Below are 24,821 nucleotides of genomic sequence, written 5' to 3'. Positions count from 1 at the left end.
ATGCACAGTACCGAAGTGTTGCACTTCGCCAGCCAGTCGCTGTGGCTGGTGCTGGTCCTTTCCCTGCCGACAGTATTGATGGCCGCGCTGGTGGGCACCCTGGTATCCCTGGTGCAGGCGTTGACCCAGGTGCAGGAACAGACCCTGGGCTTCGTCGCCAAACTGGTGGCGGTGGTCGTCACCCTGTTCGTCACCGCCGACTGGATGGGCAGCGAGCTATATCGCTACACCGACCTGGTGCTCAACCGGATTCCCTCGGTGCGATGACGGTCCAGACACTTGAACAGATGCTGCTGGGCTTCAGCCTGATCCTGCCCCGCTTGTTCGGCTGCTTTCTCCTGCTGCCGATCCTCGGCAAGCAGGTACTGGGCGGCGCGCTGGTGCGCAATGGCGTGGCCTGCTCGCTGGCGCTGTTCATCTACCCCTGCGTGGCCGGTACCCTGCCCGCCGAGCTGGACGGGTTGCAGCTGGGGCTGCTGATCGGCAAGGAAGTGCTGCTCGGCCTGCTGCTGGGGTTCATGGTGGTCATCCCGTTCTGGGCCCTGGAGGCCTGCGGTTTTCTCATCGACAACCAGCGCGGCGCCACCCTGGCCTCCACCCTCAACCCGCTGCTGGGCAGCCAGACCAGCCCCTCCGGCACCTTGCTGGCGCAGACGCTCCTTACCCTGTTCTTCACCGGCGGCGCCTTCCTGGGGTTGCTGGGGGCACTGCTGGGCAGTTACACCAGCTGGCCGGTGGCAAGCTTCTACCCGCACATCGGCAGCCAGTGGAACACCTTCTTCCTGGCCCAGTTCGATTACCTGCTGGCCCTGTGCGTGCTGTTCGCAGCACCCTTGCTGATCGCCATGTTCCTCGCCGAACTCGGCCTGGCCCTGGTCAGCCGCTTCGCGCCGTCGCTGAACGTGTTCATCCTGTCCATGCCGATCAAGAGCCTGGTCTGCAGCACGCTACTTGTGCCGTACCTGGTCCTGCTGATGACACTGGCCGAGGATCAGGTGTCCATCGCGCTGGCCAAGGCAAGTCTGCTCGCTCCGTTGCTGGAGCAACCATGAGCAGCGAGAAAACTGAACAGCCCACACGGGCAAAATTGCGCGATGCGCGCCGCAACGGTCAGGTGGCCAAGAGCAAGGAGCTGGTCTCCACGGTGCTGATCCTGAGCCTGGTTGCGTTGCCCATGGCTTTTCCCGACTACTTTCTCGGGCATCTGCGTGAGCTGATGATGCTCCCCGCCCCCCTGCTCCACCTGCCCTTTCGCCAAGCGCTGGAGCTGATGCTCGAGCAACTGCTGCATGAGTTGCTATGGCTCACCCTGCCGTTCCTGCTGACGGCCGTGCTCGCCGCCATCGCCGGCAACCTGCTGCAGACCGGCTTCGTGTTCAGCGGCCAGTCGCTCTCACCCGACCTGAAGAAAGTCAGTCCACTGGAGGGGGTGAAACGAATCTTCTCGGTCAGGAACGTGTTCGATTTCCTCAAGTCGTCGCTCAAGGTACTGCTGCTCGGCGCGCTGGTGCTTGGCCTGCTCAGCGACCACCTGCGCACGCTGCTGCGGGTGGCATCGTGCGGCATCGAGTGCATCCTGCCGTTGCTGGGCAGCCTGATGGGCAAACTGATCGGGGTCTGTGCCGTGGGTTTCCTGGCGATCTCGGCAGCCGACTACGGCCTGGAGCGCTGGCAGCATCTCAAGCAATTGCGCATGAGCAAGGAAGAGGTCAAGCGCGAGCACAAGGAGATGGAGGGCGCCCCCGAGCTCAAGCGCGAGCGCCGCAAGCGCCATCGCGAAATGCACAACGGCACGTTGCGCGCGGAGGTCAGGCGCTCGTCGGTCATCGTCGCCAACCCGACCCATATCGCCGTGGGCCTGCGCTACAAACCCGGGGAAACACCCTTGCCGCTGGTCACCCTCAAGTACACCGACGAGCAGGCCCTGTTGGTGCGGCGGATTGCCGAGGAAGAAGGAGTACCGGTGCTCGAACGTATTCCCCTGGCCCGGGCGCTGTTCGCCGACAGCCGGGTGGAGCAGTACATTCCCGGCGAGTTGATCCAGCCAGTGGCCGAGGTGATTCGCTGGTTGCAGGTGCAGGAGGAGATGGCAAAGATAACGTAAACCACAGGCAAACCAAGGTCCCTGTGGGAGCAACTGTCTTGCTCAATTTTTAGAATCTGGCGCGATCCCTGTGGGAGCGGGTTTACCCGCGAAGCAGGCGACGCGGTGCCTGGCACCGGCTGCGCCGGTGTTCGCGGCTGAAGCCGCTCCCACAGCGACCGCGCGGCCCTCAAGCCACGCGCTATGCCTGTAGGAGATCACACAGCCTTCCGGGCTGCGCTGTCGCGCAGGGAACAAGGTTCCAGCGTGGGAGCGGGCTTGCCCCGCGATCACCGGCGAAGCCGGTGCCAAACGCCGCATCGCGGGGCAAGCCCGCTCCCACGTTGCCCCAGTCAAATCAAAGAATTATGTTTTGTTCCATGAGAGCGGGTTTACCCGCGAAGCAAGCGCCGCGGTGGTTGGCACCAGCTTCGCTGGTGTTCGCGGGTAAACCCGCTCCCACAGGTCCAGGACAATGGAGATGGGAGAGCTAGACCAGGATCCCACGCTGCGGCAGTGGCCGGCGCACAGGCAAGGTATCTGCGCCATCTCTCGCCGGATTTCCTGCAGGCTGGCGAAGCTGTGTCCAGAACACCTGGAGCAACGCATCGCGCTCCTGATCATCACGGATCGCCCGCGCGGCTGCGGCCAACACGGCTTCGTTCATGGCGTTCCAGCCTCATCGTCAAGGTGCCGTTGCGTCAGCGCCCGCTGCAACGCGGCCAACTGCCCTTCGATACTGGCATCGATCACGCAGCCTGCGGTCTCCAGGCGACAGCCGCCTCGCGCTAGCCTGGCATCGGCGCATACCTCGACAGGCCCGACCTCGGGATATAGCGCGAGCACTTCATCCAAACGCTGGCGAACCTCAGGCAACTGATCGGGCCCTACGTGCAGCAACAACGCTTCCATTGGCTGAACCTGCGCCAGCGCCTGACGGGTCGCGGCCAGTGTCAGCTCGATATCAGGGTACTCCCCCAGCACCTTGCACACGGCCTGGCGCACCACCTCGCTCATCTGCTGGTCGACCTGGCGATAGAAGGCATCGCAGCGCAAGCGTGTCCCATGCAGCAACGCCACCTGTTCGATGGCGGCCATTTCCAGCCCGACCTCCCGCCCGAGCCGCTGATGCTCCTCGAGCACCGCATCGGCCCGGGCATCGATATCCCGGGCACGCTGACGTGCGTTTTCGGTCAGTACGCTGGCATCGAGGTACTGCTGATAGTCAGCGCTGCGCAATACGTTCAGGCTCGGGTCGATCATCGGCCGGGCCTCATTCAACTCAATAAATGGCAACATTCCGGGCTCCTGTCTCGGGCCACTTTCAGGCAAAGGGTGCGTGCCAGGACGCGTTGTTCATCGCCCATCGGCCAAGTCGGCATTGCAGTCACGGCGGGCAGGCGCAGGCTCAGACGCCGAGCGAACCCCGAATCGACCTCACCGCATGCCTGCAGCCAGAACGCCAAGCCACAACCAGGCAGGTACGCGTCCAGGTCACCGGCTGGCAGCGCCTGTTGCCAGCCCACAGGCCAAGGGCCAATGACGAGACACCACTTTTCCAGGCAATAGCGCAGGCCCTGTGGGTCGAGTGCCGCCCGCAACCGCGCCTGACCTGACCGGTCGAGTACTTGGCGGATGGCCTGGCCATGCAGCAGGCCACCCAAACTTGCCAACACCCGCGCCAACGCCGGCTGGGAAAACAGGGCCAGCCTACCGAGTCGTTCTGGCAGGTCGAACGGCTCGCACAGCTCCAGCACCGACATCAGCCAGCCGTTGACCTCGCGACTCTCCCGCCAGTACGGCAAGGCCTGAGCCATCCGATCCAGCACTTCGGGACAATGGGTCAAGTGCAAGTAGTGCGCCGGGCAGTAGCGAAACTGGAACTCGGTCATGCTCTCTGACGCCACCACAGGTACTGCGCCAGGTTGCTCAGCACCAGCACCCCGAGCAGCACGCCCAGCAGCGCCACAAGGCGCCAGCGCGAGCCTTCCAGAACCTGCACCGACAACAGCGTGACATGGCGCAGGCCAGCCAGCGGTTGACGCGCCTGGTTCGACGGCACCAGCACCACACTGATCCGCTCGTAGTCCAGGCCTTCGATACTGTTGCTCAACAGCTGCTTCATCTGCCCGATGTACAGGTCCAGCGCCGCATCCGCCGCGTGCTTGATGAAGATCGACGCCGACGCCGCACCAGCTTGCGTACGCAGGCCGTCACGGGGCTCCGGCAACACCACATGCACCCGCGCCACCAGCACGCCATCGATCTCCGACAGGGTCCGCGACAGCTCCTGGGACTTCACATAGGTCAGCCGCGCCTGTTCCTCCAAGGGCGAGGAGATCAGGCTGTCCCGGGGAAACACGTCATTGACTGTGGAGAACATCTCCCGCGGATAGCCCTGACGCTTGAGCGCCGCCACCGCGTGGCCGATATCGGCCTCGTCGATCAGGATCTTCACCTTGCCGTCCTTGTCCTGGGCCTTCACCGCTGCGATGCCCTCGGTGTCCAGCACCGCGAGCATTTCGTTGGCCTCGCGCTGGGCGAGGCCAAGGTAAAGCTCGACCCTGCACCCGCCCAGTGTCAGCACTGCCAGAAGCAGCATGCACTGCCATGATCTTTTCACAGGACACCTACTGGGCTTTCATGAGGGTTTCGATGTTCTGCGTGGTGCGCCCGACACCCTTGGCGATCAACTCTACCTGCAGGTTGCTGCGGATCAGCGACCAATGGGCGTCCATCAGTGCCACGGGGTCCCCCGTGCGCGAGACCAGGCTGGCCTGCGCGCCCTGCCGGGCTTCGGTATGCTGCTGGTGGAGCTGCCCTATCTGGTGCAGCAGTCCATCGCCAGGGCTGTCGGCGGCACCGGAAAGCGCTTGCTCGAACTCGGCCACCTGCCGGGAATCGGCAGCCGGTGCTGACAGGGACTGCAGGTCGGTGACAACCCGGGTTACCTCGGTAATGCCATTCATGAGTCGCCCTCCACCGTGAAGGAATCATTCAGCAGGTCCATCGCCATGGCGAGCACTTGCAGCCTCGTTTGCTGCGTCAGTTCCGAGGACACCTGTTCGCGGGTTTGATGTTCAACAAGGCTTGCCTGGAACTCGGCTGCGTCTTGATCACTGTGCGTGGGCAACGCGATCAGTGCACCTTGCGCACCAGACACAAGCGCCGAGGCCAGCGGACTCATGCCACCACCTGGGCGCGCATGCCCTGGGCAAAGCGGACCAGGTCAGGATCACCGCTCTGCGCCATGCCCTCGAGACGCCGCTCGAGCACGGCCATGTAGCCCAACTGACGCTCGCACAGCGCCAGCCACGGCTCGAGGGATGGCCAGGGTGCCTGGTTGCCCTCTGCCAGGGCTTCCTCGCAACGCCCCTGCCCCATCAGGCTGGCAATGCGTATCGCACAGGCGGCCTCCATGGTTGCCGGTTCCCGGGCCAGCCATTGCGCGATGCACAACGCCTCGTCATGGTGACGATGCTCGACACCCAGCAGGCCCAGGCGGGCCATCAGATTGTTCACGGAATGGTTCATGCTCAGAACTTCTGCAGGATGCTGCTGAGAGTGTTCTTGAAGGTCTGACCCAGGGTCGCATCGACCTGGAACACGTTCGACCAGATGTTCGTACGATGGCGCATGTCGGCCAGCAACGCAGGATCGTCACTTTTCTTGTTGAGCTTCTCGAGCGAATCGAGAACATCCTTGTTGGCCTTTTGTACCTGCTCGACCATCCCCTTGTGCACCATGTCCATGGTGTTGCTGGTACCGTCGTAGAAGCCGCTGCTGATGTTCGTCATTTCAGTGTTCCTCCAGTTTCTCGAGTATTTTCAAGGCTGCTTCAAGGGCCGCCAGTTGTTGGTGCAATTCCTGGAACTCGGAAGGTGGCAGCGGCTCCGACAACTGCCTGGCACAGGCCTGCCGTGCGTGCTCCAGCACCGAGAACATTCGCGCTTGCTTACGCGGATCACGCACCTCCCACATGAGTTCATCCATCATCTGCCGGTCTCTCCTTCAGGTTGATCACGTAGTCCCGGCCACCCTTGCTCAGCGTGATCGCCTGCCGATCGATCGCCAGGATGCGAATGCCGGAGGGCATCAGTGCCCCCACTGGGTAACGGCGGTTGTCGCTCAGCGTCACGTAGGGCAACCGCCCCAGTGAGACGCCTCGAACAGGGAAATCGAGTTTCGCGGGCGCAGGTGCCCTGCCCTCGTCGACCAAGCGCAATGATGGGTGGTCGCCGAATGCCTCGCGGTACTGTCGCTGCAGGTTCTGGTAGTCCTGGAGCTGGCGCTCGCGCAGCGCCCCGCGCAGCACCAGGGTGTGTCCCTGGTCGGTCACGCTCAAGGTGTCCTCCAGGCGCCATTCGCGCAGCAGTTGCGCCAGCCGCGTCCGGGCTTGCTCCTGGGGCTGGGGCGGTTGCTCGACGGGCGCTACCACTGCTGTTGGCGTGTCCTGTGCCTCAGCGTCGGCAATCAACAATCGCGTGAGCAACACGAGCAGCAAAAGCAACCCGGCACCCGGCACCATGAACCAGCCGTGGCGCAAGCCTGACCGAGAACGCTGCGCGGGAAGCCACTCGGCGAACAGGTCGTCTTGATTGCAGAAGGCCCACTGCAGCGGACCGCAACATTGAGTCGCCAATGCCTGGAGTTCGGCCTGCGCTGCCACCTCTCGTCCATCCTGGGTGGGTGCTTCGCTCGAACCCCACTCCAGCAAGCGTACGCCACCGGCCTCGACCATCAGCACCAGGTGAATGGCGGCAATGCCCGTATCCGCCAGCACCAGGTCGGCCTGGGCCGGATCGGCGCCGATGACCACCCGCCCAGGCATCAGGGACACCTCGGCGCCGGCATTCAAACCGCTGTAGATCCGCAGTTTCCAGGTCATATCAGGCACGCTCGCCAAGCCCGGGGTCAATCAGCCTCGGCTCGATCAGGAACAGGCGCACCGAACGACGGGTGTTGCTCGACTGATAGCGGAACAAGGCGCCCAGGAAGGGAATGTCACCCAGCAACGGGACCTTGCGGATGCTTTCGCTCGTTTCGTCGCGATGGATGCCGCCGATCATCAGACTCTGCCCAAGGTCTACCCGGGCCAACGTGTCGATGACCGTGCGGCTGACGGTCGGAATGCCATCGGGCCCGGTGCTGTTGGGTTTCTGGCTGCCATCCTCGATATGCAGGCTCAGGCTGATTTCCGGCCGGTCCGTGCTGCGGATCAGGCGCGGCGTCATCTTCAGCAAGGTGCCGTAGGTAATGGCCTTGAGCTCGGCCACCCGCTCGCCCATCACCCGCACATAGTAGGTTTCGCTATGATCGATCACTGCCAGGGTGTTTTCCTGGGTCAGCAAGGTCGGGCGTGATACCACCTGGGCATGACCCTCGCCCTGCATCAGGGTGATCTTGGCCAGCAGCCGGTTCAATCCCCGACTATCGACCAGGCTGCCAGCCAACGTGGTTTGCGCCAATCCCGCTTGGGTTCGGATGTCCATCAGTTGATGCTTACCGACTCCGAACTGCCATTCCACGCCCAGCTCATCCAGGTGTTCGGCGTTGATATCGAGGATCGTCAGGCCTACCTCTATCCGCGCCGCTGGCCGGTCCAGCGCCATGACCAGGCGCCGGTACATGGGCAGGCGCTCGGCGTGATCACGCACGATGATGGAATTGAGCGACGGTTCGGCCTGGACCACGGCCCGGCCGGCACGCACGGGCGCGCCCTCTCCCACGGACTGGCCGTCGACCGCCACCACATTGGCATCGGCCAGCACCCGGGAAAGGAGCGTGGCCACGCCGGGCACCGCCACCTTCTGGTCGCGATAGTCGATCTCGCGGTCCACGGCCACCGCATGCCGGAGTGGGATCACCTCGACGCTCAGGCTGCCACCCAGTTCATCCTGCAGGCTGGCCTGCTGCTCCAGGGCTTTGACGGTCTGCTCGACCCGGTCCAGATAGCGGGGCGGTCCCGACGCATACACCAGCCGTCCACCCGACGTGGCACGCCAGGCAAAGCGCGAGGTCCAGCCACCACCCTCCTGGAGCGCCGCACGTAGTTGCGGCTCGCGTACCCTGTCCAGGTGGATCAGGCGGGTCTGCACTTCGCTCGACTTGTCGACATGCAGCACCGCGCCGTCGTAGTACCAGGCCAGGTTGTAGAGCACCGCGACCTGCTCGAGAAACGCCTGCGGGTCCGGCTGCTCGAAGGTGGCGCTAACCTGGTCCCTGACCTTGTCGCTGACCACCACCGAACCTTGATAGTTGGTGGCAAAATTGGTCAGCACATCGCGCAGGCTCTCGCCCTGGGCGATGTAGTGGAACGGCTCGTCCGCCCAATCCAGCGGCTCGCCCTGGGCGACAAGACTGGCCAGCAGGGCTGCCAGACCGGTGGCAAGCGATCTCATGGCAGCCATACGCTTGCTCCACGGGCAATCAGGGGTGTCGGGCCGCGACGGAACGCGCACAGGACATTCAGCAGGGCGAGCTGAACCCCGAGCACATGCTCAAGGGCATCCACATCGCCCTTTGACAGGTCTATCCAGGCCTCAAGCAGCAGTTCTCCCTCAGGTGTCAGTGCCAACCGCTGCGGGCACTGCGCAGCCCACGCAACGAGCATGCCCGAGAGGCGGCGCAGGACCTGTTGGTCGAGACTGGCGCCTTGACCAACCACCGACGATAGCGAGCTGCGAACCACCAGCCGTGCGCCACGCGGTTCGAGCCGCAGGCCATGGCCATCAATGCACAGGTGGTAGCCGCCAGCATCATCGGCCAGCCATGGCGCCATGCCCAGCCGGCGGGCCAGCTGCGTGGAAAGTCTGTTCATACGGGTCTTGTCCATGCGAGGTAGGGGTTGGCGTCTAGCGACGGGCGTCGCTGGGCGTGCAACCGAAACGCCGGCGATAGCTCTGGCTGAAATACGACTGGCTGGAAAAGCCGCTTTCCATGGCGATGTCGACAATGCTCATGCGCGTGTTCAGCAGCAGATGATGCGCGTGGACAATCCGGCGCTCGGTGATCCAGGCCCGCGGCGAGCAGTTGTAGAAGGAGCAGAACAGGCTCTTGAATGCCGTCAGGCCCAGCCCGAAGGCCTCGGCGTACTGGTCCAGGCGCCACTCGCGCAGGTAGTGCTGCTCCATGAAGGCGTGCAGGCGATCGACATGGCGATTGCCCTGCTGCCGCAGGGCTGCCAGCAATGCCCGGCCCTGCGCCCCGAACACCAGCAGCAACAGCAACTCCTCCAGGCGCAGCATTGCCAGCATCGACGAGGTCCCCTCGCCTTCGAGCCCCGCCAGGCGGGTCACGCATTCCTGCGCCGCGGTGCAGGGGTGAAGCCGCAAGGTATTCACACCGGGCTCGCCGCAGCGCTCGAGATGGCTCAGTTCCTGGCCGTGGCGCTGCATGAACGCCTGCACGAAATTCACGTCCAGCGGCAGCCACAGCACCTGGCACGCCTGCCATCGGGTCGCCACCAGGTAGGTGCCACGCTTGACGAACAGCAGCTCGCCGGCCTGTAGATCGATGACATTGTCTTTTTCGCGCACGGCCAGCTCGCCTGCCATGATCGCGTAGAAGCCTTCCTGCCCCTGGGACGCAAAACCCGCCCCGACAACATCCAACTGCCGCCCTTGCACACACCAGTCCTCAACTGGAGAAATCCCTCTCGCACCAGGCCGTACTTCCCGTAGACCCCTTTACACACCACGTCGAAGCTCAACGGGTGTAGACATGGCCATAGGCTACGATGCCCTCCCCTGCTTGAACGCAGGGATTGTCCTGGAATGGGCGGAGGCATTTCGCCACCATCTGTAGGAAGTTCGCTGAACCTGGCGCACGGCAGAAAGTGAGCGACAGCCAGCAGCTAAAAAACGACGACAGCCTCCGATAGTCGGGCAAGCAGCGTGGTCGTTACCGTGGCGGTCCCCTCCAACGAGAACTCGCCATGCCAGGCACAAACTATGACTATGCGTTGACCCAGCTGTACGCGGCCTTGAAGCTGGATCCCCCAGTGGCCTTCGAGCCGGTGATCAGCCTGCGGGTAGGCACCCATGTGTGCAACGTGACCGAGCACCCCGCCGACCAGTTGCTGATGTTCATCGAACTACCCGCCATCGACGACGTACGCTGGGGCCAGCAGAACCTGTTCTGCCAGGACGCCTGCAAGCCCGTGCTCGGCCTCGACCCGATCACGGGCTGCCAGGTGCTATGGAACCGCCAATCCCTGATGCAGATGGACCGCGCCATGGTGCATCACCAACTGGAACAGCTGGTTCAGGCCGCCCATGATCTGGCCGACGGCGAAACACCCTGAATGGCGTTCAGCGCTGCGCCCAGATCTGCGCTTCGCTCCACCCCAGGGCGGCAAAGTCCTCGGCGCGCAGCGAGGCCTCCTCTTCGCAGAAGAATTCGTCCAGTTGCGGAGGCCTGACCGCCGTGTCGCTGAGCATCGCGTGCACCTGGCCGCGGTGGTGGATCTGGTGCTCGAACAGGTGCGACAGCAAGCGCAGGCGCGGCTCATGCTGCATCCGCTCCGGCCGCACGATGCTGACATAGCGCCCGAGTTGGTCATCGCGCAATTGCCGGCAGTAAGCGATCAGCCGCTGGTCGGCCTGGGCCTGCTGGGCTTGCAGGTCGGTACAGGTAGCGAAAGGCTGCTCGGGCACGAAGAAGCGCTCGCCGTCCGGGTCGGGCGTTGCCCCGCGCTGCTCGCACTCCAGCGCGTCCAGGTAGAACCAGTCCACCGTCAACAGGTGGTTGAGGGTGGCCTTGATCGAGGGGAAGAAGCTGCAACGGGGGGCGACGAACTCGTCCTGGGTCAGTTGCAGGCAGGCCTTGTACAGGCGATGGTTGGCCCAGCCGTTGTTGTAGGCCTGGGTCAGCAGATGATGCGACAGCGGCTCCATGGTCGGCTCCTTCAGGCGAAGCGTTGCAGTTGCATCTCCCGTAGCCGGCTCAGGGTCCGTTGGTACGGGAACGCCAGATACCCTTGAGTGTAGAGCGCTTCCAGCGGGACCTCGGCCTCCAGGTACAACGCGACCCGCCGGTCGTAGCACTCGTCGACCAGCGCGATGAAACGCCGCACGCTGTCATCCTTGGGCGCCAACGTCGGCAGTTCGCGGTCTCCGGCCTCGACACGGGCCGCGCCATCTTCAGTGCCACGGGCGATACGCCCGGCCTGCTGCACGCCGCCCAGGGCCGGCACATCACTCAGCAGAATGGCCGGGTAACGGTCGCACAACGCCATGAAGTCCATGGCGGCCAGGGGCTGCTCGCACAGATCGGCAAATCGGCACCAGAGCGCCCGCGGGCTGTGGCGCACGACCTGAACGTGGCGCGAGCCGATCTGCACGGCCTGCGCGCTGCCGGGGTCATCCGGGCTCAACTGGTCGAACACCGTCGACAACGCCCCGCCACCTCCCGCTGGTGCCACCCAGTAGCGTTGCAACCGTGCCCCCGGGTGCAGGCGATGGTCCTGCTCGCCGGCCACCGACAGCACACGCATATGCTGCTCGATGGCGGCGATGGCCGGCAGGAAGCGCTCGCGGTTGAAGCCGTCGCGGTACAGTTGGTCGGGGGGCTGATTGGAGGTGGCGACGACCACCACACCCTGGTCGAACAGCACCTGGAACAACCGGCCGAGGATGATCGCGTCACCGATATCGCTGACGAACAGCTCGTCGAAACACAGCACGCGAATCTCGCCAGCCAACTCGCGGGCCAGGGCCTTGAGCGGGTCGGCGGTGCCGTTGAGCTGGAACAGGCGCTGGTGGACCCAGGCCATGAAGTGATGGAAGTGCTGGCGCCGGGCAGGTAGCGACAACGAACGGTGAAACAGGTCCATCAACCAGGTCTTGCCACGGCCCACCGGGCCCCAGAGGTACAGGCCCTGGGTCGACTTGTCCTGGCCCAGGGCATCGAAGCAGGCCTGCAATGCGGTGACGGCGGCCGCCTGGTCCGGGTCGGGAAAGTAGCCGCGTTCAGTGAGGGCCTGGAGGTAGAGGGATTCTGGCGTCATGCCGGCCATGGTACGACACTTTCGCCCCTATCGTGCGTGGGAGCGGGCGTGCCCCGCGATAAGCCCCCTCAGCCATCATCCGTCCTTCAAGCCCACCTTCAACAATGCCCCGTCCTTGGCATCGGTCAGCACATACACATAACCATCCGGCCCCACCCGCACATCGCGGATCCGCGCCTTGAGATCGCCCAACAAGCGCTCTTCATGCACGATCTTGTCACCATCGAGCTGTAAACGAATCAACTCCTGGGTCGCCAACGCGCCAATGAACAGGTTGTGCTCCCACGCCTTGAAGGTCGGGCTGCCATAGAACGCCATGCCGCTGATGCCCGGCGACTTCTCCCACACATGATGCGGGTCGACCATGCCATCGACATGCTTGCCCTTGGCTTCCGGGATCGGCAGCATCGAGTAATTGATGCCATGGGTGGCGATCGGCCAACCGTAGTTCTTGCCGGGCCGTGGAATGTTGATCTCGTCGCCGCCACGGGGGCCGTGCTCGTGGGTCCACAGCTGGCCGGTCCAGGGGTTCAATGCCGCGCCCTGCTGGTTGCGGTGGCCGAACGACCAGATCTCCGGGCGCACATTGTCGCGGCCGACGAAGGGGTTGTCCTTGGGTACCTCACCATCGGGCAGGATGCGCACGATCTTGCCCTGCAGCTTGTCCAGGTCCTGGGCGGTGGGCCGCTGGTTGTTCTCGCCCAAGGCGATGAACAGGTAACCGTCGCGGTCGAACACCAGCCGCGAACCGAAATGATTGCCTTCGGAGAGCTTGGGCTGCTGACGGAAAATCACCGTGAAATTCTCCAATCGCGCGCGGTCCTGGGACAGCTGGCCACGGCCGACCGCAGTCCCCGCCTTGCCGTCGGGGCCTTCTTCGGCGAACGACAGATAGACCGTTCGGTCCTTGTCGAAGTCCGGCGACAGCACCACGTCGAGCAGGCCACCCTGGCCTTCGGCCCACACCTTGGGCACGCCGGACAATGGCGGGCCGACCTTGCCCTCTGCACTGACAATGCGCAGGTTGCCGGGGCGTTCACTCACCAGCATGTCCTTGCCACCCGGCAGGAAGGCCAGGGCCCAGGGGTTGCGCAGGCCGTCGGCGACAGTGCTGACGGTCAGTTGCCCCGCTTCACTGGGAAATTCCTGCTCGGCGGCCGCCTGGGCCAACAGCGGAAACAGGCCGGCGGCGGCCAGGGTGGTCAACCAGGTACGTGGCGTCATGCTCGATTCCTTCGAAGGGGCTCACGGCACGCGCAGCGAATCGCGTGGTGGCCGGGTGGGTTCCAGGTTCGGGGTCTGCTGCTCGCGGCGCAGGTTGTCGCCATTGCCGATACCCCGGTTGTCGAGGGTCGGCGGGCGCGGGTTGGGCTGCGTGGACGGGCCGCGCACCGGCGGCGTGGCGGGCACGCTGCCCTGGCGGCTGTTGGGGTTGGCACGCATGATCGGGCTGTTGTACGGATTGTTGCTGTCGTTGGCGGCGAGCAACGGCGCCGGCAGGGGCGCCGCCTGGAGCGGCATGGCCAGCAACAGGCCGAGGCCCAGGATTGGCAGGGTGGGGTTCATGCTTCACCTCCGGTACGAAAAGGCGCGCTCCAGGGTTGGATAGCCTAAAGCGCGCAGGGTTCGACGCAAAAGGATGAATGTGGGTCCTGATGTTTCAGTATGGCCCCCTGGGCTGCGCTGTCGCGTAGGGAACAGGGTTCCAGCGTGGGAGCGGGCTGGTCGGAACGCCGCACCGCCCGGATCACCGGCGAAGCCGGTGCCAAACGCCACATCGCGGGGCAAGCCCGCTCCCACGCGGCTCCAGTCAAATCAAAGATTTATGTTTTGTTCCATGAGAGCGGCCTTGCCGAGGCGTCGGACCGGCCGGAAAGGGCCGCAAAGCGGCCCCTGCGCTACCTTGCTATATCCACCTTGTGCCGCGCCGCGTACAGGCACAGCATCTCCATCGCCAGCGTCGCCCCGGCCAGCGCGGTGATATCGGCATGGTCATAGGCCGGCGCCACCTCCACCAGGTCCATGCCCACCAGGTTGATCCCGCGCAAGCCGCCGAGGATCTCCAGCGCCTGCAGCGTGCTCAGCCCCCCGCATACCGGCGTGCCGGTACCGGGCGCGAAGGCCGGGTCCAGGCAGTCGATGTCGAAGGTCAGGTACACCGGCCGCTCCCCCACCCGCTGACGGATCGCGGCGATGATCGCCTCGGTGCCCGAACGATGTACCTGGCGGGCATCGAGGATGACGAACCCCTGGCTGTCGTCATTGGTGGTGCGCAGGCCGATCTGCACCGAGTGCGCCGGATCCACCAGGCCTTCGCGCGCCGCGTGCCAGAACATGGTGCCGTGGTCTATGCGCTTGCCCTCCTCATCCGGCCAGGTGTCGCTGTGGGCGTCGAAGTGCACCAGCGCCAGGGGGCCATGCCGGCGGGCATGGGCCTTGAGCAGCGGGTAGCTGATGAAGTGGTCGCCGCCCAGGGTAAGCATGGCGCAGCCGGCCTCGAGGATGTGCTCGGCGTGCGCCTCGATGCTGTCCGGCACCGACGCGGGCGTGCCGCTGTCGAACGCGCAGTCGCCGTAGTCGATCACCGCCAGGTGATCGAACGGGTCGAACGTCCACGGCCAGTGTCGGGCCCAGGCTTGCTGCACCGAGGCGTTGCGGATCGCCCGCGGGCCGAAGCGCGCGCCGGGGCGGTTACTGGTGGCGGTGTCGAACGGCACACCGCTGACCACCACGTCGACACCGCGCAGGTCGCGGCTATAGCGGCGCCGGGAAAAACTGGTGATACCAGCATAGGTGCTCTCGGCGGCGGTGCCGTAGAGGCTGTCACGGGTCATGGCCTGGTCGTTGTCCTGGGCGAGGTCCACGGTCTGTCTCCTGTCGTTGTTGTTCACTGGCGGCTGCGGAAGGTGGTCCACAGGCGGTTGCGCTGGCGCAGGTCGGACAGCGCCATGCTGCGGTCGGCGAACAGGCGCTGGCGCACCTCGGCCGGCGGGTAGATGTCCGGGTCATTGCGGATCGCCGCATCCACCAGCGGCGTCGCGGCCTGGTTGGCGTTGGCGAAGAACAGCGTGTTGGTCAGGGCCGCCACCGATTCGGGGCGCAGCATGAAGGCGATGAAGGCACGGGCCGCCTCGGGATGCGGCGCGTCCTTGGGAATCACCAGGTTGTCCTGCCAGACCAGCGTGCCCTCGCGGGGGATGCGGTAGATCAGCTCGAACGGCTTGCCGGCGCGGCGGGCCTGGTCGGCGGCCATGGCCGCGTCGCCGTTGTAGGTCAGCGCCAGGCACACGCTGCCGTTGGCCAGGTCGTTGATCTGGCGGCCGTTGGCCACGTAGCTGATCGACGGCTGCAACTGCTGCAACAGTGCCTGGGCGGCGTCCAGGTCGGCCTTGCTCTGGCTGTACGGGTCCTTGCCCAGGTAGTTGAGGGTCAGGCCGATCACCTCCTGGGGCGAGTCCGGCATGGCGATCCCGCAGTCCTTCAGGCGGCTGGCGTATTCGGGCTTGAACAACAGGTCGAGGCTGTCCAGCGGCACATCGCCCAGGCGCTGGCGCACGGCCTCGACATTCACCCCCAGCCCCAGCGTGCCCCAGGTGTATGGCACGGCATGGCGGTTGCCGGGGTCGGCCTCGGCCAGCTTGGCCAGCAGGTCCGGGTCGAGGTTGGCGTAGCCGGGCATCGCCTGCGCCTCGAGCGGCTGCAGGGCGCCGGCCTTGAGCGCCCGGGCCAGCACCGTGGCCGACGGCACCACCACGTCGTAGCCGCTGCCGCCGGTGAGCAGCTTGGTCTCCAGCACCTCGGTGGTGTCGAAGGTGTCGTAGCGGACCTTGTAGCCGGTCTCCTGCTCGAACCGCGCCAGGGTTTGCGGGGCGACATAGTCGGCCCAGCTGTACAGGTTGACGACCTTCTCCTCGGCCTGCAGCGGCAGGGCGATCAGCAATGAAAGCAGGCACAACGTTCGACGCATGGCGGGCACCTCGGCGTGGGGGTGGATGCCGCCAGCATGCCTGCCGGGTTACATTGTAAAAATGGCAACTTTGCGAAGCTGACATTCACCAGGATCAATGTGATGCTCGGACAATTGCACGACCCGGACCTGCACCTGCTGCGGCTGTTCGTCACTGTAGTCGAGGCCGGCGGCTTCAGCGCCGCCCAGGGCGTGCTGGGGCTCAGCCAGCCCAGCATCAGCCAGCAGATGGCCAGGCTGGAGACCCGCCTGGGCTATCGCCTGTGCAGTCGAGGCAAGGGCGGCTTCAGGCTGACCGAGAAAGGCGAGCTGCTGCTCCAGGCGACCCGCGGCCTGTTGCTGCAGATCGAGCAGTTCCGCCAGCAGGCCAACGGTGTGGCCGGGTGCTTGCTTGGCACTCTGCGTATCGGCCTGGCCGAAAACCAGGACCGCGACGTCACCCTGCGCCTGGCCCAGGCCATCGCCCGTTTTCGCCAACGCGACGAGCAGGTGCGCCTGGAACTGACCAGCGCGCCACCCGCCGAGCTCGAACGGCTGTTGCTGGAACAGCGCCTGGACTGCGCCATCAGTTACTTCTCCGGCAACCAGGCGGCATTCGATTACCTGCCATTGTTCGAAGAACGCCAGCGACTCTACTGTGGCCAGGGGCATGAGCTGTTCGACCAGGTCCAGGTCAGTCGCGAGCAATTGCTGGAGGCCGACCAGGTCTGCCATCCCTACCGCTTTCTCAAGCAGGGCGAACCCTTCCAGAGCCGACGCAGCCTGGCGGTGGCGGAACAGATCGACAGCGCGCTGACGTTGATCCTGTCGGGACGCCATATCGGCTACCTGCCCTGCCACTGCGCCGCGCCCTGGCAAGCCCAGGGACTGTTGCGGGCACTGGACCCGACACTGGATTTCGTGGTGCCGTTCACCTTGGCGCGGCACCGTGGGCAGGAGCCCGGTGAAGCGCAGCAGGCGTTCATGGAAGATCTTCGCAGTGTATTCGTTTGAATTGGGGCCGCTTTGCGGCCCATCGCGGGCAATCCCGCTCCCACAGGAGCCGCACATTCCTTGATAGCGGCGCCACGCATTTGCCACACTGAGGACTCGCCCGTGTCCCGAGGCCCTATCACCATGTATGCCCGCGCCTGCCTGATCCTGCTGCTGACCCTTGGCCTGAGTGCCTGCGCCCTGTTCCAGGGCCGTGACCCGCTGAACATCAGCGTGATCGGCATCGATCCTTTGCCCGGCCAGGACCTGGAGCTGCGCATGGCGGTGAAGATCCGCGTGCAGAACCCCAACGAAACCCCGGTGGACTTCAACGGCATCGCCCTCAACCTGGAAGTCAACGACCAGCCCCTGGCCGCCGGAGTGAGTGATCAACGCGGGCATATCGGTCGCTACGACGAGGCGGTGATCGTGGTGCCGGTGAGCATCACCGCCTTCGCCTTCTTGCGCCAGGCCTATGGCCTGAGCCGGGTGGAGTCCCTGCAAGGCCTGCCCTATGTATTGCGCGGCAAGCTGGCGGGCGGCACGCTCGGGACAATGCGCTTCACCGACAAAGGCAAGCTGGACCTGCCCGCCGCCACAAGTGCCGGCTGGTAAACCTGTTGTTCAGGTAAGCGAACGATCACTCGCCAGCAGCGGCGGAACCGACAAAGCGCACACCGGGGCGTGGACGTTCATCCACGCTGAGTTCGAACACATCCGGCCGTGCATAGTGGCCGACCACATCGAAGTCGTAACGTGCACGCACCAACTCATCGGTGTCGACCTCGGGCACAAAGCAACCCTCGCTCACCTACCAGGGGCCCAGCGAGTACCTCGCCGAGGGGGCCGACGATCACGCTGCCACCGTTGATCAACGGCCGGTCTGCCGGCCAGTTGGCCACCTCAAGGCCCAGCGCCGCCGGTGAGTCCTGCACCTGGCAGGCACTGATGACGAAACAGCGTCCTTCGGCGGCGATATGGCGCATGCTGACCTGCCACAGCTCGCGCTCATCCACCGTCGGCGCGCACCACAGCTGCACGCCCTTGGCGTACATGGCAGTGCGCAGCAGGGGCATGTAGTTCTCCCAGCATATCGCCGCGCCGATGCGCCCGGCGCGGCTCTCCACGACCGGCAGCGTGGAGCCGTCGCCCTTGCCCCAGATCAGCCGCTCGGTGCCGGTGGGCATCAGCTTGCGGTGCTTGGCCACCAGGCCGCCTTCAGGCTCGAAGAACAGCACGGTGCAGTACAGGGTATTGCCGCTGCGCTCGATCACGCCAAGCACCAGGCTCGCCCCGGTGCGCGCCGACAGTCCGGCCAGCGCCTCGGTCTCGGCACCCGGTACATCGATGGCGTTGGCAAAATAGCGGGCGAAGGCTTCACGCCCTTCGGGCAGGCGATAGCCGAGCTGGGTACCGAAGCCCTCGCCTTTCGGGTAGCCGCCGAGCAACGCCTCGGGCATCACCACCAGGCTGGCGCCGGCCTCGCCGATGGCCTGCTCGTAGCCGAGGATCTGTTCCAGGGTGGCGGCCTTGCCTGCAGGCAGCGAGCCGATCTGCAGGGCGGCAACGATGGATCTTGGCATCTTGGGGACTCCTGTCAGAAGAAAGCCGAATGGTGCGCGCCGCCGTACCGGGAGTGTCCGCCTGACTCAGCGGTTGGCGCTGGCGGCGGCCATCATCTTGTTCACTTCACTGCGTACCAGCTGGTTGAATTCCACCGGCGACATGCCGTCGAGCTCGGCGCGTACCCATTCGGCCCACTTGCCCTTGCGCCGCGGCTTCTCCGCGATCAGCCGTGCGGCCTCGCCCTTGGCCTTGCCCAGGTTGTTCTGCCAGTACTCGAACAAACGGGCCTTCTCTGCCTCGATCTGCGCCCGTTCCTGGAAGCTCATGTTGGCCAGATTGAAACTCATGGGGGTATTACCTGCCGCTGGAAAATGGGCGCTATCTTACACTGTAGCGACGCGCCATCGGTACGCCGCTGCAACTTTCCCGGCGCCGTGGCATCCACTGTTCAACGCCCAACCCTTCACGAGGATGTGTACATGGCCAGGAAAACCGCCACGCAAGCCGACAACGACCAGATCAAGGATCAGGTGTTCAGTGAGCTGCAGGCCTTGATCGAGGAGTCCGAGAAACTGCTCAGCGACAGTGCGTCGCTGGTGGGAGAGGAAGCAGAAGGCCTGCGCGCGCAGCTCGGCCTGAAACTGCGGCAGGCCCGCGACGCCACCGGTCGGCTGGGCCGTAAGGCGCAGCCCGCGGTCGAGGCGACCCAGGAATACATCGGGGGCCACCCCTGGCAGACCGTGGCGATCTCGGCGGGCTTTGGCCTGGTGGTCGGGTTGCTGCTCGGCCGCCGGCAATAGCTCAGGCCGCTTGCGCCATCGGAATCCCGCTGTGGAAGCGCAGCTCCTGGTCGGGTGAGGTAATCAGCCCGGCCTCCGCCTCGCGCACCTGCTCCACCACCCGGGCGATATCCGCTTCGTCACCGTACTGGTGAGCCAGCTTCAGATAGCCCTGGTAGTGCCGAGCCTCGCTCTTGAGCAGGCCGTGGTAGAAGGTGCCGAGTTCTTCGTCCAGATGCGGCACCAGGGCGGCGAAACGCTCGCAGCTGCGCGCCTCGATGAAAGCCCCCACCACCAGGGTATCCACCAGCTTGACCGGCTCATGGGCGCGCACCAGCCGGCGCAAGCCCGAGGCATAGCGCCCGGCCGAAACCGGACGCAGCGGCACGCCGCGGCGCTTCATCAGGCGCAGCACCTGTTCGTGGTGCACCAGTTCCTCGCGGGCCAGACGCGACATCATGTTGATCAGGTCGAGGTGGGTGTTGTACTTGGCGATCAGGCTCAGCGCGGTGCTGGCCGCCTTGAACTCGCAGTTCTTGTGATCGATCAGCAGGGTCTCCTGGTCGGCCAGCGCCGCCTCGATCCAGGCATCAGGGGTACGGCAACCGAGGAAGGCGTCGATTTCGGGAATCAGGGACATGGCACTCACAATCACACAGGACATCGGCAGGACCGGCGATTATACCGGCGACCGTGCCGAGTGCCAGTGACTATGCTTGATACATATCAAGCGGCAGCGGGAGCAGCGCCGTCTATAGTCAGGCATTGGCCGCCATTCTGAAGGGAGTTCACGCCCATGCAAGCCGTACGCAGCATTCTTGTCGTCCTCGACCCCGAGCACGCCCACAGCCGTGCCTTGACTCGGGCCAAGCTGATCGCCGGGGTGACCGGCGCGCGCCTGCACCTGCTGATGTGCGACAAGAAGCAGGATCATGACGCGCTGCTCAGCTTGCTCAGCAGCCAGCTGCATGACGATGGGTATGACAGTGTCACCTATGAGCAGGCCTGGCACGACACCCTGCATGAATCCATCATCAGTGTGCAGCAGGCCGAAGGTTGCGAGCTGGTCATCAAGGAACATCGGCCGGATAACCCGCTGCGCAAGGCACTGCTCACGCCCAGCGACTGGAAACTGCTGCGTCAGTGCCCATGTGCGGTGCTGATGGTCAAGAGTGAGCGACCGTGGACGGGTGGGGTGATCCTGGCAGCGGTGGATGTAGGCAACCAGGATGAGGACCACCGCAGGCTGCATACGAGCATCATCGACCATGGCTATGCCATTGCCAGCCTGGCCAAAGGTGAGCTTCATGTGATCAGCGCACACCCCTCGCCCATGCTGTCGGCGTCCGACCCGGTTTACCAGCTTACTGAGACCATCGAGCAGCGGTATCGCGATGCCTGCAAGGCCTTCCAGGCAGAGTTCGACATCAGCGAGGAGCGCCTGCACGTGGCGGAGGGGCCGGCTGATGTACTGATTCCCTTTACCGAGAAGAAGTACGACGCTGTGGTGACCATCATCGGTACCGTGGCGCGGACAGGCATTTCGGGGGCCTTGATTGGTAATACCGCTGAAGTGGTGCTCGACGCCCTGGAAGGTGATGTACTGGTGCTCAAGAGCGAGGAAGTGACAGCGCATCTTGCCGAACTGGCTCGCGGCTGAAGCGCTATAAACCCTGAGACGCTTTGTTGGCCACTGCTGTCATACGCAGCGATCCCCTGTAGGAGCGGCCTTGTGTCGCGAAAGGGCTGCGAAGCGGCCCCGGTTGGTGCACAGCCTCTGTAGAGGACCACCGTGGGAGCGGGCTGGCCCCGCGATAGGGCCCTGGCAGGCAGTGATGTTATCCGGGCTGGCCTCATCGCGGGGCAAGCCCGCTCCCACGTTGTGTATTTCACAGCAGAGGTGGCGTTGATTTGCGGACGTGGAAAAGACAAAACCCCTACCTGCTCGCGCAGATAGGGGTTTTGCGAAATGAATCTTGACGATGACCTACTCTCACATGGGGAAACCCCACACTACCATCGGCGATGCATCGTTTCACTGCTGAGTTCGGGATGGGATCAGGTGGTTCCAATGCTCTATGGTCGTCAAGAAATTCTGTTGCCAGAACATCCAGATGGATACTCCAGCCAATTCGGATATGTGATCTTCGTGGTTCGTCGCGAACTTTCGGTTCTTTCGTCTTCACCACCACAATTTGGCCTCGGCGCAAATTGCTTGGGTGTTATATGGTCAAGCCTCACGGGCAATTAGTATTGGTTAGCTCAACGCCTCACAGCGCTTACACACCCAACCTATCAACGTCGTAGTCTTCGACGGCCCTTCAGGGAGCTCAAGGCTCCAGTGAGATCTCATCTTGAGGCAAGTTTCCCGCTTAGATGCTTTCAGCGGTTATCTCTTCCGAACATAGCTACCCGGCAATGCCACTGGCGTGACAACCGGAACACCAGAGGTTCGTCCACTCCGGTCCTCTCGTACTAGGAGCAGCCCCTCTCAAATCTCAAACGTCCACGGCAGATAGGGACCGAACTGTCTCACGACGTTCTAAACCCAGCTCGCGTACCACTTTAAATGGCGAACAGCCATACCCTTGGGACCGGCTTCAGCCCCAGGATGTGATGAGCCGACATCGAGGTGCCAAACACCGCCGTCGATATGAACTCTTGGGCGGTATCAGCCTGTTATCCCCGGAGTACCTTTTATCCGTTGAGCGATGGCCCTTCCATACAGAACCACCGGATCACTAAGACCTACTTTCGTACCTGCTCGACGTGTGTGTCTCGCAGTCAAGCGCGCTTTTGCCTTTATACTCTACGACCGATTTCCGACCGGTCTGAGCGCACCTTCGTACTCCTCCGTTACTCTTTGGGAGGAGACCGCCCCAGTCAAACTACCCACCATACACTGTCCTCGATCCGGATAACGGACCCGAGTTAGAACCTCAAGGTTGCCAGGGTGGTATTTCAAGGATGGCTCCATGAGAACTGGCGTCCCCACTTCAAAGCCTCCCACCTATCCTACACAAGCAAGCTCAAAGTCCAGTGCAAAGCTATAGTAAAGGTTCACGGGGTCTTTCCGTCTAGCCGCGGATACACTGCATCTTCACAGCGATTTCAATTTCACTGAGTCTCGGGTGGAGACAGCGCCGCCATCGTTACGCCATTCGTGCAGGTCGGAACTTACCCGACAAGGAATTTCGCTACCTTAGGACCGTTATAGTTACGGCCGCCGTTTACCGGGGCTTCGATCAAGAGCTTCGCTTGCGCTAACCCCATCAATTAACCTTCCGGCACCGGGCAGGCGTCACACCCTATACGTCCACTTTCGTGTTTGCAGAGTGCTGTGTTTTTAATAAACAGTCGCAGCGGCCTGGTATCTTCGACCGGCGTGGGCTTACGCAGCAAGTGCTTCACCCTCACCGGCGCACCTTCTCCCGAAGTTACGGTGCCATTTTGCCTAGTTCCTTCACCCGAGTTCTCTCAAGCGCCTTGGTATTCTCTACCTAACCACCTGTGTCGGTTTGGGGTACGGTTCCCAGTTATCTGAAGCTTAGGAGCTTTTCTTGGAAGCATGGCATCAACCACTTCGCGCTCTAAAGAGCGCTCGTCATCAGCTCTCGGCCTTGAGATCCCGGATTTGCCTAAGATCTCAGCCTACCACCTTAAACTTGGACAACCAACGCCAAGCTGGCCTAGCCTTCTCCGTCCCTCCATCGCAATAACTGGAAGTACAGGAATATTAACCTGTTTTCCATCGACTACGCTTTTCAGCCTCGCCTTAGGGACCGACTAACCCTGCGTCGATTAACGTTGCGCAGGAAACCTTGGTCTTTCGGCGTGCGAGTTTTTCACTCGCATTGTCGTTACTCATGTCAGCATTCGCACTTCTGATACCTCCAGCAAGCTTCTCAACTCACCTTCACAGGCTTACAGAACGCTCCTCTACCGCATCACCAAAAGGTGATACCCGTAGCTTCGGTGCATGGTTTGAGCCCCGTTACATCTTCCGCGCAGGCCGACTCGACTAGTGAGCTATTACGCTTTCTTTAAAGGGTGGCTGCTTCTAAGCCAACCTCCTAGCTGTCTAAGCCTTCCCACATCGTTTCCCACTTAACCATGACTTTGGGACCTTAGCTGACGGTCTGGGTTGTTTCCCTTTTCACGACGGACGTTAGCACCCGCCGTGTGTCTCCCATGCTCGGCACTTGTAGGTATTCGGAGTTTGCATCGGTTTGGTAAGTCGGGATGACCCCCTAGCCGAAACAGTGCTCTACCCCCTACAGTGATACATGAGGCGCTACCTAAATAGCTTTCGAGGAGAACCAGCTATCTCCGAGCTTGATTAGCCTTTCACTCCGATCCACAGGTCATCCGCTAACTTTTCAACGGTAGTCGGTTCGGTCCTCCAGTCAGTGTTACCTAACCTTCAACCTGCCCATGGATAGATCGCCCGGTTTCGGGTCTATACCCAGCGACTAAAGCGCCCTATTAAGACTCGCTTTCGCTACGCCTCCCCTATTCGGTTAAGCTCGCCACTGAATATAAGTCGCTGACCCATTATACAAAAGGTACGCAGTCACCTAACAAAGTAGGCTCCCACTGCTTGTACGCATACGGTTTCAGGTTCTATTTCACTCCCCTCTCCGGGGTTCTTTTCGCCTTTCCCTCACGGTACTGGTTCACTATCGGTCAGTCAGTAGTATTTAGCCTTGGAGGATGGTCCCCCCATGTTCAGACAAAGTTTCTCGTGCTCCGTCCTACTCGATTTCACTGGCAAGAGATTTTCGTGTACGGGGCTATCACCCACTATGGCCGCACTTTCCAGAGCGTTCCACTAATCTCAAACCAGCTTAAGGGCTGGTCCCCGTTCGCTCGCCACTACTAAGGGAATCTCGGTTGATTTCTTTTCCTCAGGGTACTTAGATGTTTCAGTTCCCCTGGTTCGCCTCTTGCACCTATGTATTCAGTACAAGATAACCAGCTTATGCTGGCTGGGTTCCCCCATTCAGAGATCTCTGGATCACAGTCTGTTTGCCGACTCCCCAAAGCTTATCGCAGGCTACCACGTCTTTCATCGCCTCTGACTGCCAAGGCATCCACCGTATGCGCTTCTTCACTTGACCATATAACCCCAAGCAATCTGGTTATACTGTGAAGACGACATTCGCCGAAAATTCGCATTTCGCTCATTGCTGAGCAGAACTCACAAATTTTACCTTAGCCTGATCCACCAGCAGTGAAACTGGTGTTCAGTCTATCTATCACATATCCGAATTTTTAAAGAACGATCTGACAAAAGTCAGAAATCAACATTCACACCGGAATGTTCATTTCTAAGTTCTGAGCAGTGCTGCGAAACCTGAAAGAGTGGTGGAGCCAAGCGGGATCGAACCGCTGACCTCCTGCGTGCAAGGCAGGCGCTCTCCCAGCTGAGCTATGGCCCCATTT

At 62.9% G+C, this 24,821-nt stretch carries 29 protein-coding genes, 1 tRNA gene, 2 rRNA genes and 1 pseudogene; 8 read left to right on the top strand and 25 right to left on the bottom strand.

Annotated elements, in window-relative coordinates; genetic code table 11:
• From sctS to sctU, 3 genes are read left to right on the top strand one after another with little or no spacing between them, the layout of a single operon-like run.
• Positions 1–267, top strand: a complete 267-nt coding sequence (gene sctS, locus ACZ899_RS02090) for a type III secretion system export apparatus subunit SctS (RefSeq protein WP_232857008.1) — start codon at positions 1–3, stop codon at positions 265–267.
• A complete protein-coding gene (sctT, locus tag ACZ899_RS02085; protein ID WP_234562352.1) occupies positions 264–1,052 on the top strand; it encodes a type III secretion system export apparatus subunit SctT in 789 nt (262 codons plus the stop codon). Before sctS ends, sctT begins: the two co-directional genes overlap by 4 nt.
• A complete protein-coding gene (sctU, locus tag ACZ899_RS02080; RefSeq protein WP_234562351.1) occupies positions 1,049–2,104 on the top strand; it encodes a type III secretion system export apparatus subunit SctU in 1,056 nt (351 codons plus the stop codon). Before sctT ends, sctU begins: the two co-directional genes overlap by 4 nt.
• Before the next feature lie 469 nt (positions 2,105–2,573).
• On the opposite strand, the gene ACZ899_RS02075 is transcribed toward sctU, so the two are convergent.
• From ACZ899_RS02075 to ACZ899_RS02015, 13 genes are read right to left on the bottom strand one after another with little or no spacing between them, the layout of a single operon-like run.
• The gene (locus tag ACZ899_RS02075; RefSeq protein ID WP_234562936.1) at positions 2,574–2,750 is read right to left on the bottom strand and encodes a hypothetical protein; all 177 of its coding nucleotides are present in this window, start codon (positions 2,748–2,750) and stop codon (positions 2,574–2,576) included.
• Positions 2,747–3,382 carry an HrpE/YscL family type III secretion apparatus protein gene (locus ACZ899_RS02070; protein ID WP_232857004.1) on the bottom strand — a complete coding sequence of 212 codons (636 nt, stop codon included), beginning with the start codon at positions 3,380–3,382 and terminating at the stop codon, positions 2,747–2,749. The genes ACZ899_RS02075 and ACZ899_RS02070 overlap by 4 nt, the downstream gene beginning before the upstream one ends.
• Positions 3,361–3,975, bottom strand: a complete 615-nt coding sequence (locus ACZ899_RS02065; RefSeq protein WP_234562937.1) for a SctK family type III secretion system sorting platform protein — start codon at positions 3,973–3,975, stop codon at positions 3,361–3,363. Before ACZ899_RS02065 ends, ACZ899_RS02070 begins: the two co-directional genes overlap by 22 nt.
• Positions 3,972–4,685, bottom strand: coding sequence for a type III secretion system inner membrane ring lipoprotein SctJ (gene sctJ, locus ACZ899_RS02060; protein ID WP_234562938.1), 714 nt, complete (start codon positions 4,683–4,685; stop codon positions 3,972–3,974). Before sctJ ends, ACZ899_RS02065 begins: the two co-directional genes overlap by 4 nt.
• Positions 4,686–4,713: 28 nt before the next feature.
• A complete protein-coding gene (gene sctI, locus ACZ899_RS02055) occupies positions 4,714–5,052 on the bottom strand; it encodes a type III secretion system inner rod subunit SctI (protein ID WP_203651978.1) in 339 nt (112 codons plus the stop codon).
• Positions 5,049–5,270, bottom strand: coding sequence for a hypothetical protein (locus ACZ899_RS02050; protein ID WP_232857001.1), 222 nt, complete (start codon positions 5,268–5,270; stop codon positions 5,049–5,051). The genes sctI and ACZ899_RS02050 overlap by 4 nt, the downstream gene beginning before the upstream one ends.
• On the bottom strand, positions 5,267–5,617 hold the full coding sequence (locus tag ACZ899_RS02045) for a YscG family type III secretion system chaperone (protein WP_232857000.1): 351 nt from the start codon (positions 5,615–5,617) through the stop codon (positions 5,267–5,269). Before ACZ899_RS02045 ends, ACZ899_RS02050 begins: the two co-directional genes overlap by 4 nt.
• 2 nt (positions 5,618–5,619) lie before the next feature.
• The gene (locus ACZ899_RS02040; RefSeq protein WP_232856999.1) at positions 5,620–5,880 is read right to left on the bottom strand and encodes an EscF/YscF/HrpA family type III secretion system needle major subunit; all 261 of its coding nucleotides are present in this window, start codon (positions 5,878–5,880) and stop codon (positions 5,620–5,622) included.
• A 1-nt stretch (position 5,881) separates the two neighbouring features.
• Complete coding sequence (locus ACZ899_RS02035) at positions 5,882–6,079, bottom strand: EscE/YscE/SsaE family type III secretion system needle protein co-chaperone (protein ID WP_232856998.1); 198 nt, start codon at positions 6,077–6,079, stop codon at positions 5,882–5,884.
• Positions 6,069–6,971, bottom strand: coding sequence for an FHA domain-containing protein (locus tag ACZ899_RS02030; RefSeq protein ID WP_326491863.1), 903 nt, complete (start codon positions 6,969–6,971; stop codon positions 6,069–6,071). Before ACZ899_RS02030 ends, ACZ899_RS02035 begins: the two co-directional genes overlap by 11 nt.
• A gap of 1 nt (position 6,972) precedes the next feature.
• Positions 6,973–8,493, bottom strand: coding sequence for a type III secretion system outer membrane ring subunit SctC (gene sctC, locus ACZ899_RS02025; protein ID WP_326491864.1), 1,521 nt, complete (start codon positions 8,491–8,493; stop codon positions 6,973–6,975).
• Complete coding sequence (locus ACZ899_RS02020) at positions 8,481–8,903, bottom strand: CesT family type III secretion system chaperone (RefSeq protein ID WP_234562939.1); 423 nt, start codon at positions 8,901–8,903, stop codon at positions 8,481–8,483. Before ACZ899_RS02020 ends, sctC begins: the two co-directional genes overlap by 13 nt.
• Before the next feature lie 34 nt (positions 8,904–8,937).
• Positions 8,938–9,711, bottom strand: a complete 774-nt coding sequence (locus ACZ899_RS02015; protein WP_442800109.1) for a helix-turn-helix transcriptional regulator — start codon at positions 9,709–9,711, stop codon at positions 8,938–8,940.
• A gap of 308 nt (positions 9,712–10,019) precedes the next feature.
• Between ACZ899_RS02015 and ACZ899_RS02010 the strand changes: the two genes are divergently transcribed.
• Positions 10,020–10,388 carry a CesT family type III secretion system chaperone gene (locus ACZ899_RS02010; protein ID WP_232856995.1) on the top strand — a complete coding sequence of 123 codons (369 nt, stop codon included), beginning with the start codon at positions 10,020–10,022 and terminating at the stop codon, positions 10,386–10,388.
• Positions 10,389–10,395: 7 nt separating this feature from the next.
• Here ACZ899_RS02010 and ACZ899_RS02005 read toward each other — a convergent pair whose 3' ends face one another.
• The 6 genes from ACZ899_RS02005 to ACZ899_RS01980 all read right to left on the bottom strand — a co-directional run bounded on the left by ACZ899_RS02005 (position 10,396) and on the right by ACZ899_RS01980 (position 16,059).
• Positions 10,396–10,980 (bottom strand): DinB family protein, encoded by a 585-nt coding sequence (locus ACZ899_RS02005; RefSeq protein ID WP_232856993.1) that lies wholly within the window; start codon positions 10,978–10,980, stop codon positions 10,396–10,398.
• Between the two features lie 11 nt (positions 10,981–10,991).
• On the bottom strand, positions 10,992–12,092 hold the full coding sequence (gene zapE, locus ACZ899_RS02000) for a cell division protein ZapE (protein ID WP_234562940.1): 1,101 nt from the start codon (positions 12,090–12,092) through the stop codon (positions 10,992–10,994).
• Between the two features lie 75 nt (positions 12,093–12,167).
• Positions 12,168–13,316: a PQQ-dependent sugar dehydrogenase gene (locus ACZ899_RS01995; protein ID WP_234562941.1), complete on the bottom strand. Its 1,149-nt coding sequence runs from the start codon at positions 13,314–13,316 to the stop codon at positions 12,168–12,170.
• 21 nt (positions 13,317–13,337) lie between these two features.
• On the bottom strand, positions 13,338–13,658 hold the full coding sequence (locus tag ACZ899_RS01990; protein ID WP_186735038.1) for a hypothetical protein: 321 nt from the start codon (positions 13,656–13,658) through the stop codon (positions 13,338–13,340).
• A 332-nt stretch (positions 13,659–13,990) separates the two neighbouring features.
• On the bottom strand, positions 13,991–14,956 hold the full coding sequence (speB, locus tag ACZ899_RS01985) for an agmatinase (protein ID WP_234562942.1): 966 nt from the start codon (positions 14,954–14,956) through the stop codon (positions 13,991–13,993).
• 23 nt (positions 14,957–14,979) lie between these two features.
• Entirely contained in the window at positions 14,980–16,059 is a 1,080-nt protein-coding gene (locus tag ACZ899_RS01980) for an extracellular solute-binding protein (protein ID WP_232856989.1), read from the bottom strand.
• A gap of 102 nt (positions 16,060–16,161) precedes the next feature.
• Between ACZ899_RS01980 and ACZ899_RS01975 the strand changes: the two genes are divergently transcribed.
• Both ACZ899_RS01975 and ACZ899_RS01970 read left to right on the top strand, forming a co-directional pair.
• Positions 16,162–17,052, top strand: coding sequence for a LysR family transcriptional regulator (locus ACZ899_RS01975; RefSeq protein WP_234562943.1), 891 nt, complete (start codon positions 16,162–16,164; stop codon positions 17,050–17,052).
• A gap of 123 nt (positions 17,053–17,175) precedes the next feature.
• Positions 17,176–17,646 carry an LEA/WHy family protein gene (locus ACZ899_RS01970; RefSeq protein WP_203652624.1) on the top strand — a complete coding sequence of 157 codons (471 nt, stop codon included), beginning with the start codon at positions 17,176–17,178 and terminating at the stop codon, positions 17,644–17,646.
• Positions 17,647–17,671: 25 nt separating this feature from the next.
• Here ACZ899_RS01970 and ACZ899_RS01965 read toward each other — a convergent pair.
• Both ACZ899_RS01965 and ACZ899_RS01960 read right to left on the bottom strand, forming a co-directional pair.
• A pseudogene (locus tag ACZ899_RS01965) lies at positions 17,672–18,614 on the bottom strand (carbon-nitrogen hydrolase family protein).
• Positions 18,615–18,680: 66 nt separating this feature from the next.
• On the bottom strand, positions 18,681–18,944 hold the full coding sequence (locus ACZ899_RS01960; RefSeq protein WP_050704891.1) for a hypothetical protein: 264 nt from the start codon (positions 18,942–18,944) through the stop codon (positions 18,681–18,683).
• 132 nt (positions 18,945–19,076) lie between these two features.
• Between ACZ899_RS01960 and ACZ899_RS01955 the strand changes: the two genes are divergently transcribed.
• A complete protein-coding gene (locus tag ACZ899_RS01955) occupies positions 19,077–19,397 on the top strand; it encodes an ElaB/YgaM/YqjD family protein (protein ID WP_050704890.1) in 321 nt (106 codons plus the stop codon).
• A gap of 1 nt (position 19,398) precedes the next feature.
• On the opposite strand, the gene ACZ899_RS01950 is transcribed toward ACZ899_RS01955, so the two are convergent.
• Positions 19,399–20,016: a MiaE family protein gene (locus tag ACZ899_RS01950; RefSeq protein ID WP_050704889.1), complete on the bottom strand. Its 618-nt coding sequence runs from the start codon at positions 20,014–20,016 to the stop codon at positions 19,399–19,401.
• Positions 20,017–20,172: 156 nt separating this feature from the next.
• Between ACZ899_RS01950 and ACZ899_RS01945 the strand changes: the two genes are divergently transcribed.
• Positions 20,173–21,036, top strand: coding sequence for a universal stress protein (locus tag ACZ899_RS01945; protein WP_234562945.1), 864 nt, complete (start codon positions 20,173–20,175; stop codon positions 21,034–21,036).
• 314 nt (positions 21,037–21,350) lie between these two features.
• On the opposite strand, the gene rrf is transcribed toward ACZ899_RS01945, so the two are convergent.
• The 3 genes from rrf to ACZ899_RS01930 all read right to left on the bottom strand — a co-directional run bounded on the left by rrf (position 21,351) and on the right by ACZ899_RS01930 (position 24,817).
• A 5S ribosomal RNA gene (gene rrf / locus ACZ899_RS01940) occupies positions 21,351–21,466 on the bottom strand.
• A 136-nt stretch (positions 21,467–21,602) separates the two neighbouring features.
• Positions 21,603–24,496, bottom strand: a 23S ribosomal RNA gene (locus ACZ899_RS01935).
• 245 nt (positions 24,497–24,741) lie between these two features.
• Positions 24,742–24,817 (bottom strand) — tRNA-Ala (locus tag ACZ899_RS01930).
• Positions 24,818–24,821 lie beyond the last annotated feature (4 nt).

Source organism: Pseudomonas sp. TE31087, assembly GCF_057284075.1.
Note: the sequence above shows the minus strand (reverse complement) of the source record. Positions and strands in the feature narration are given on the sequence as shown.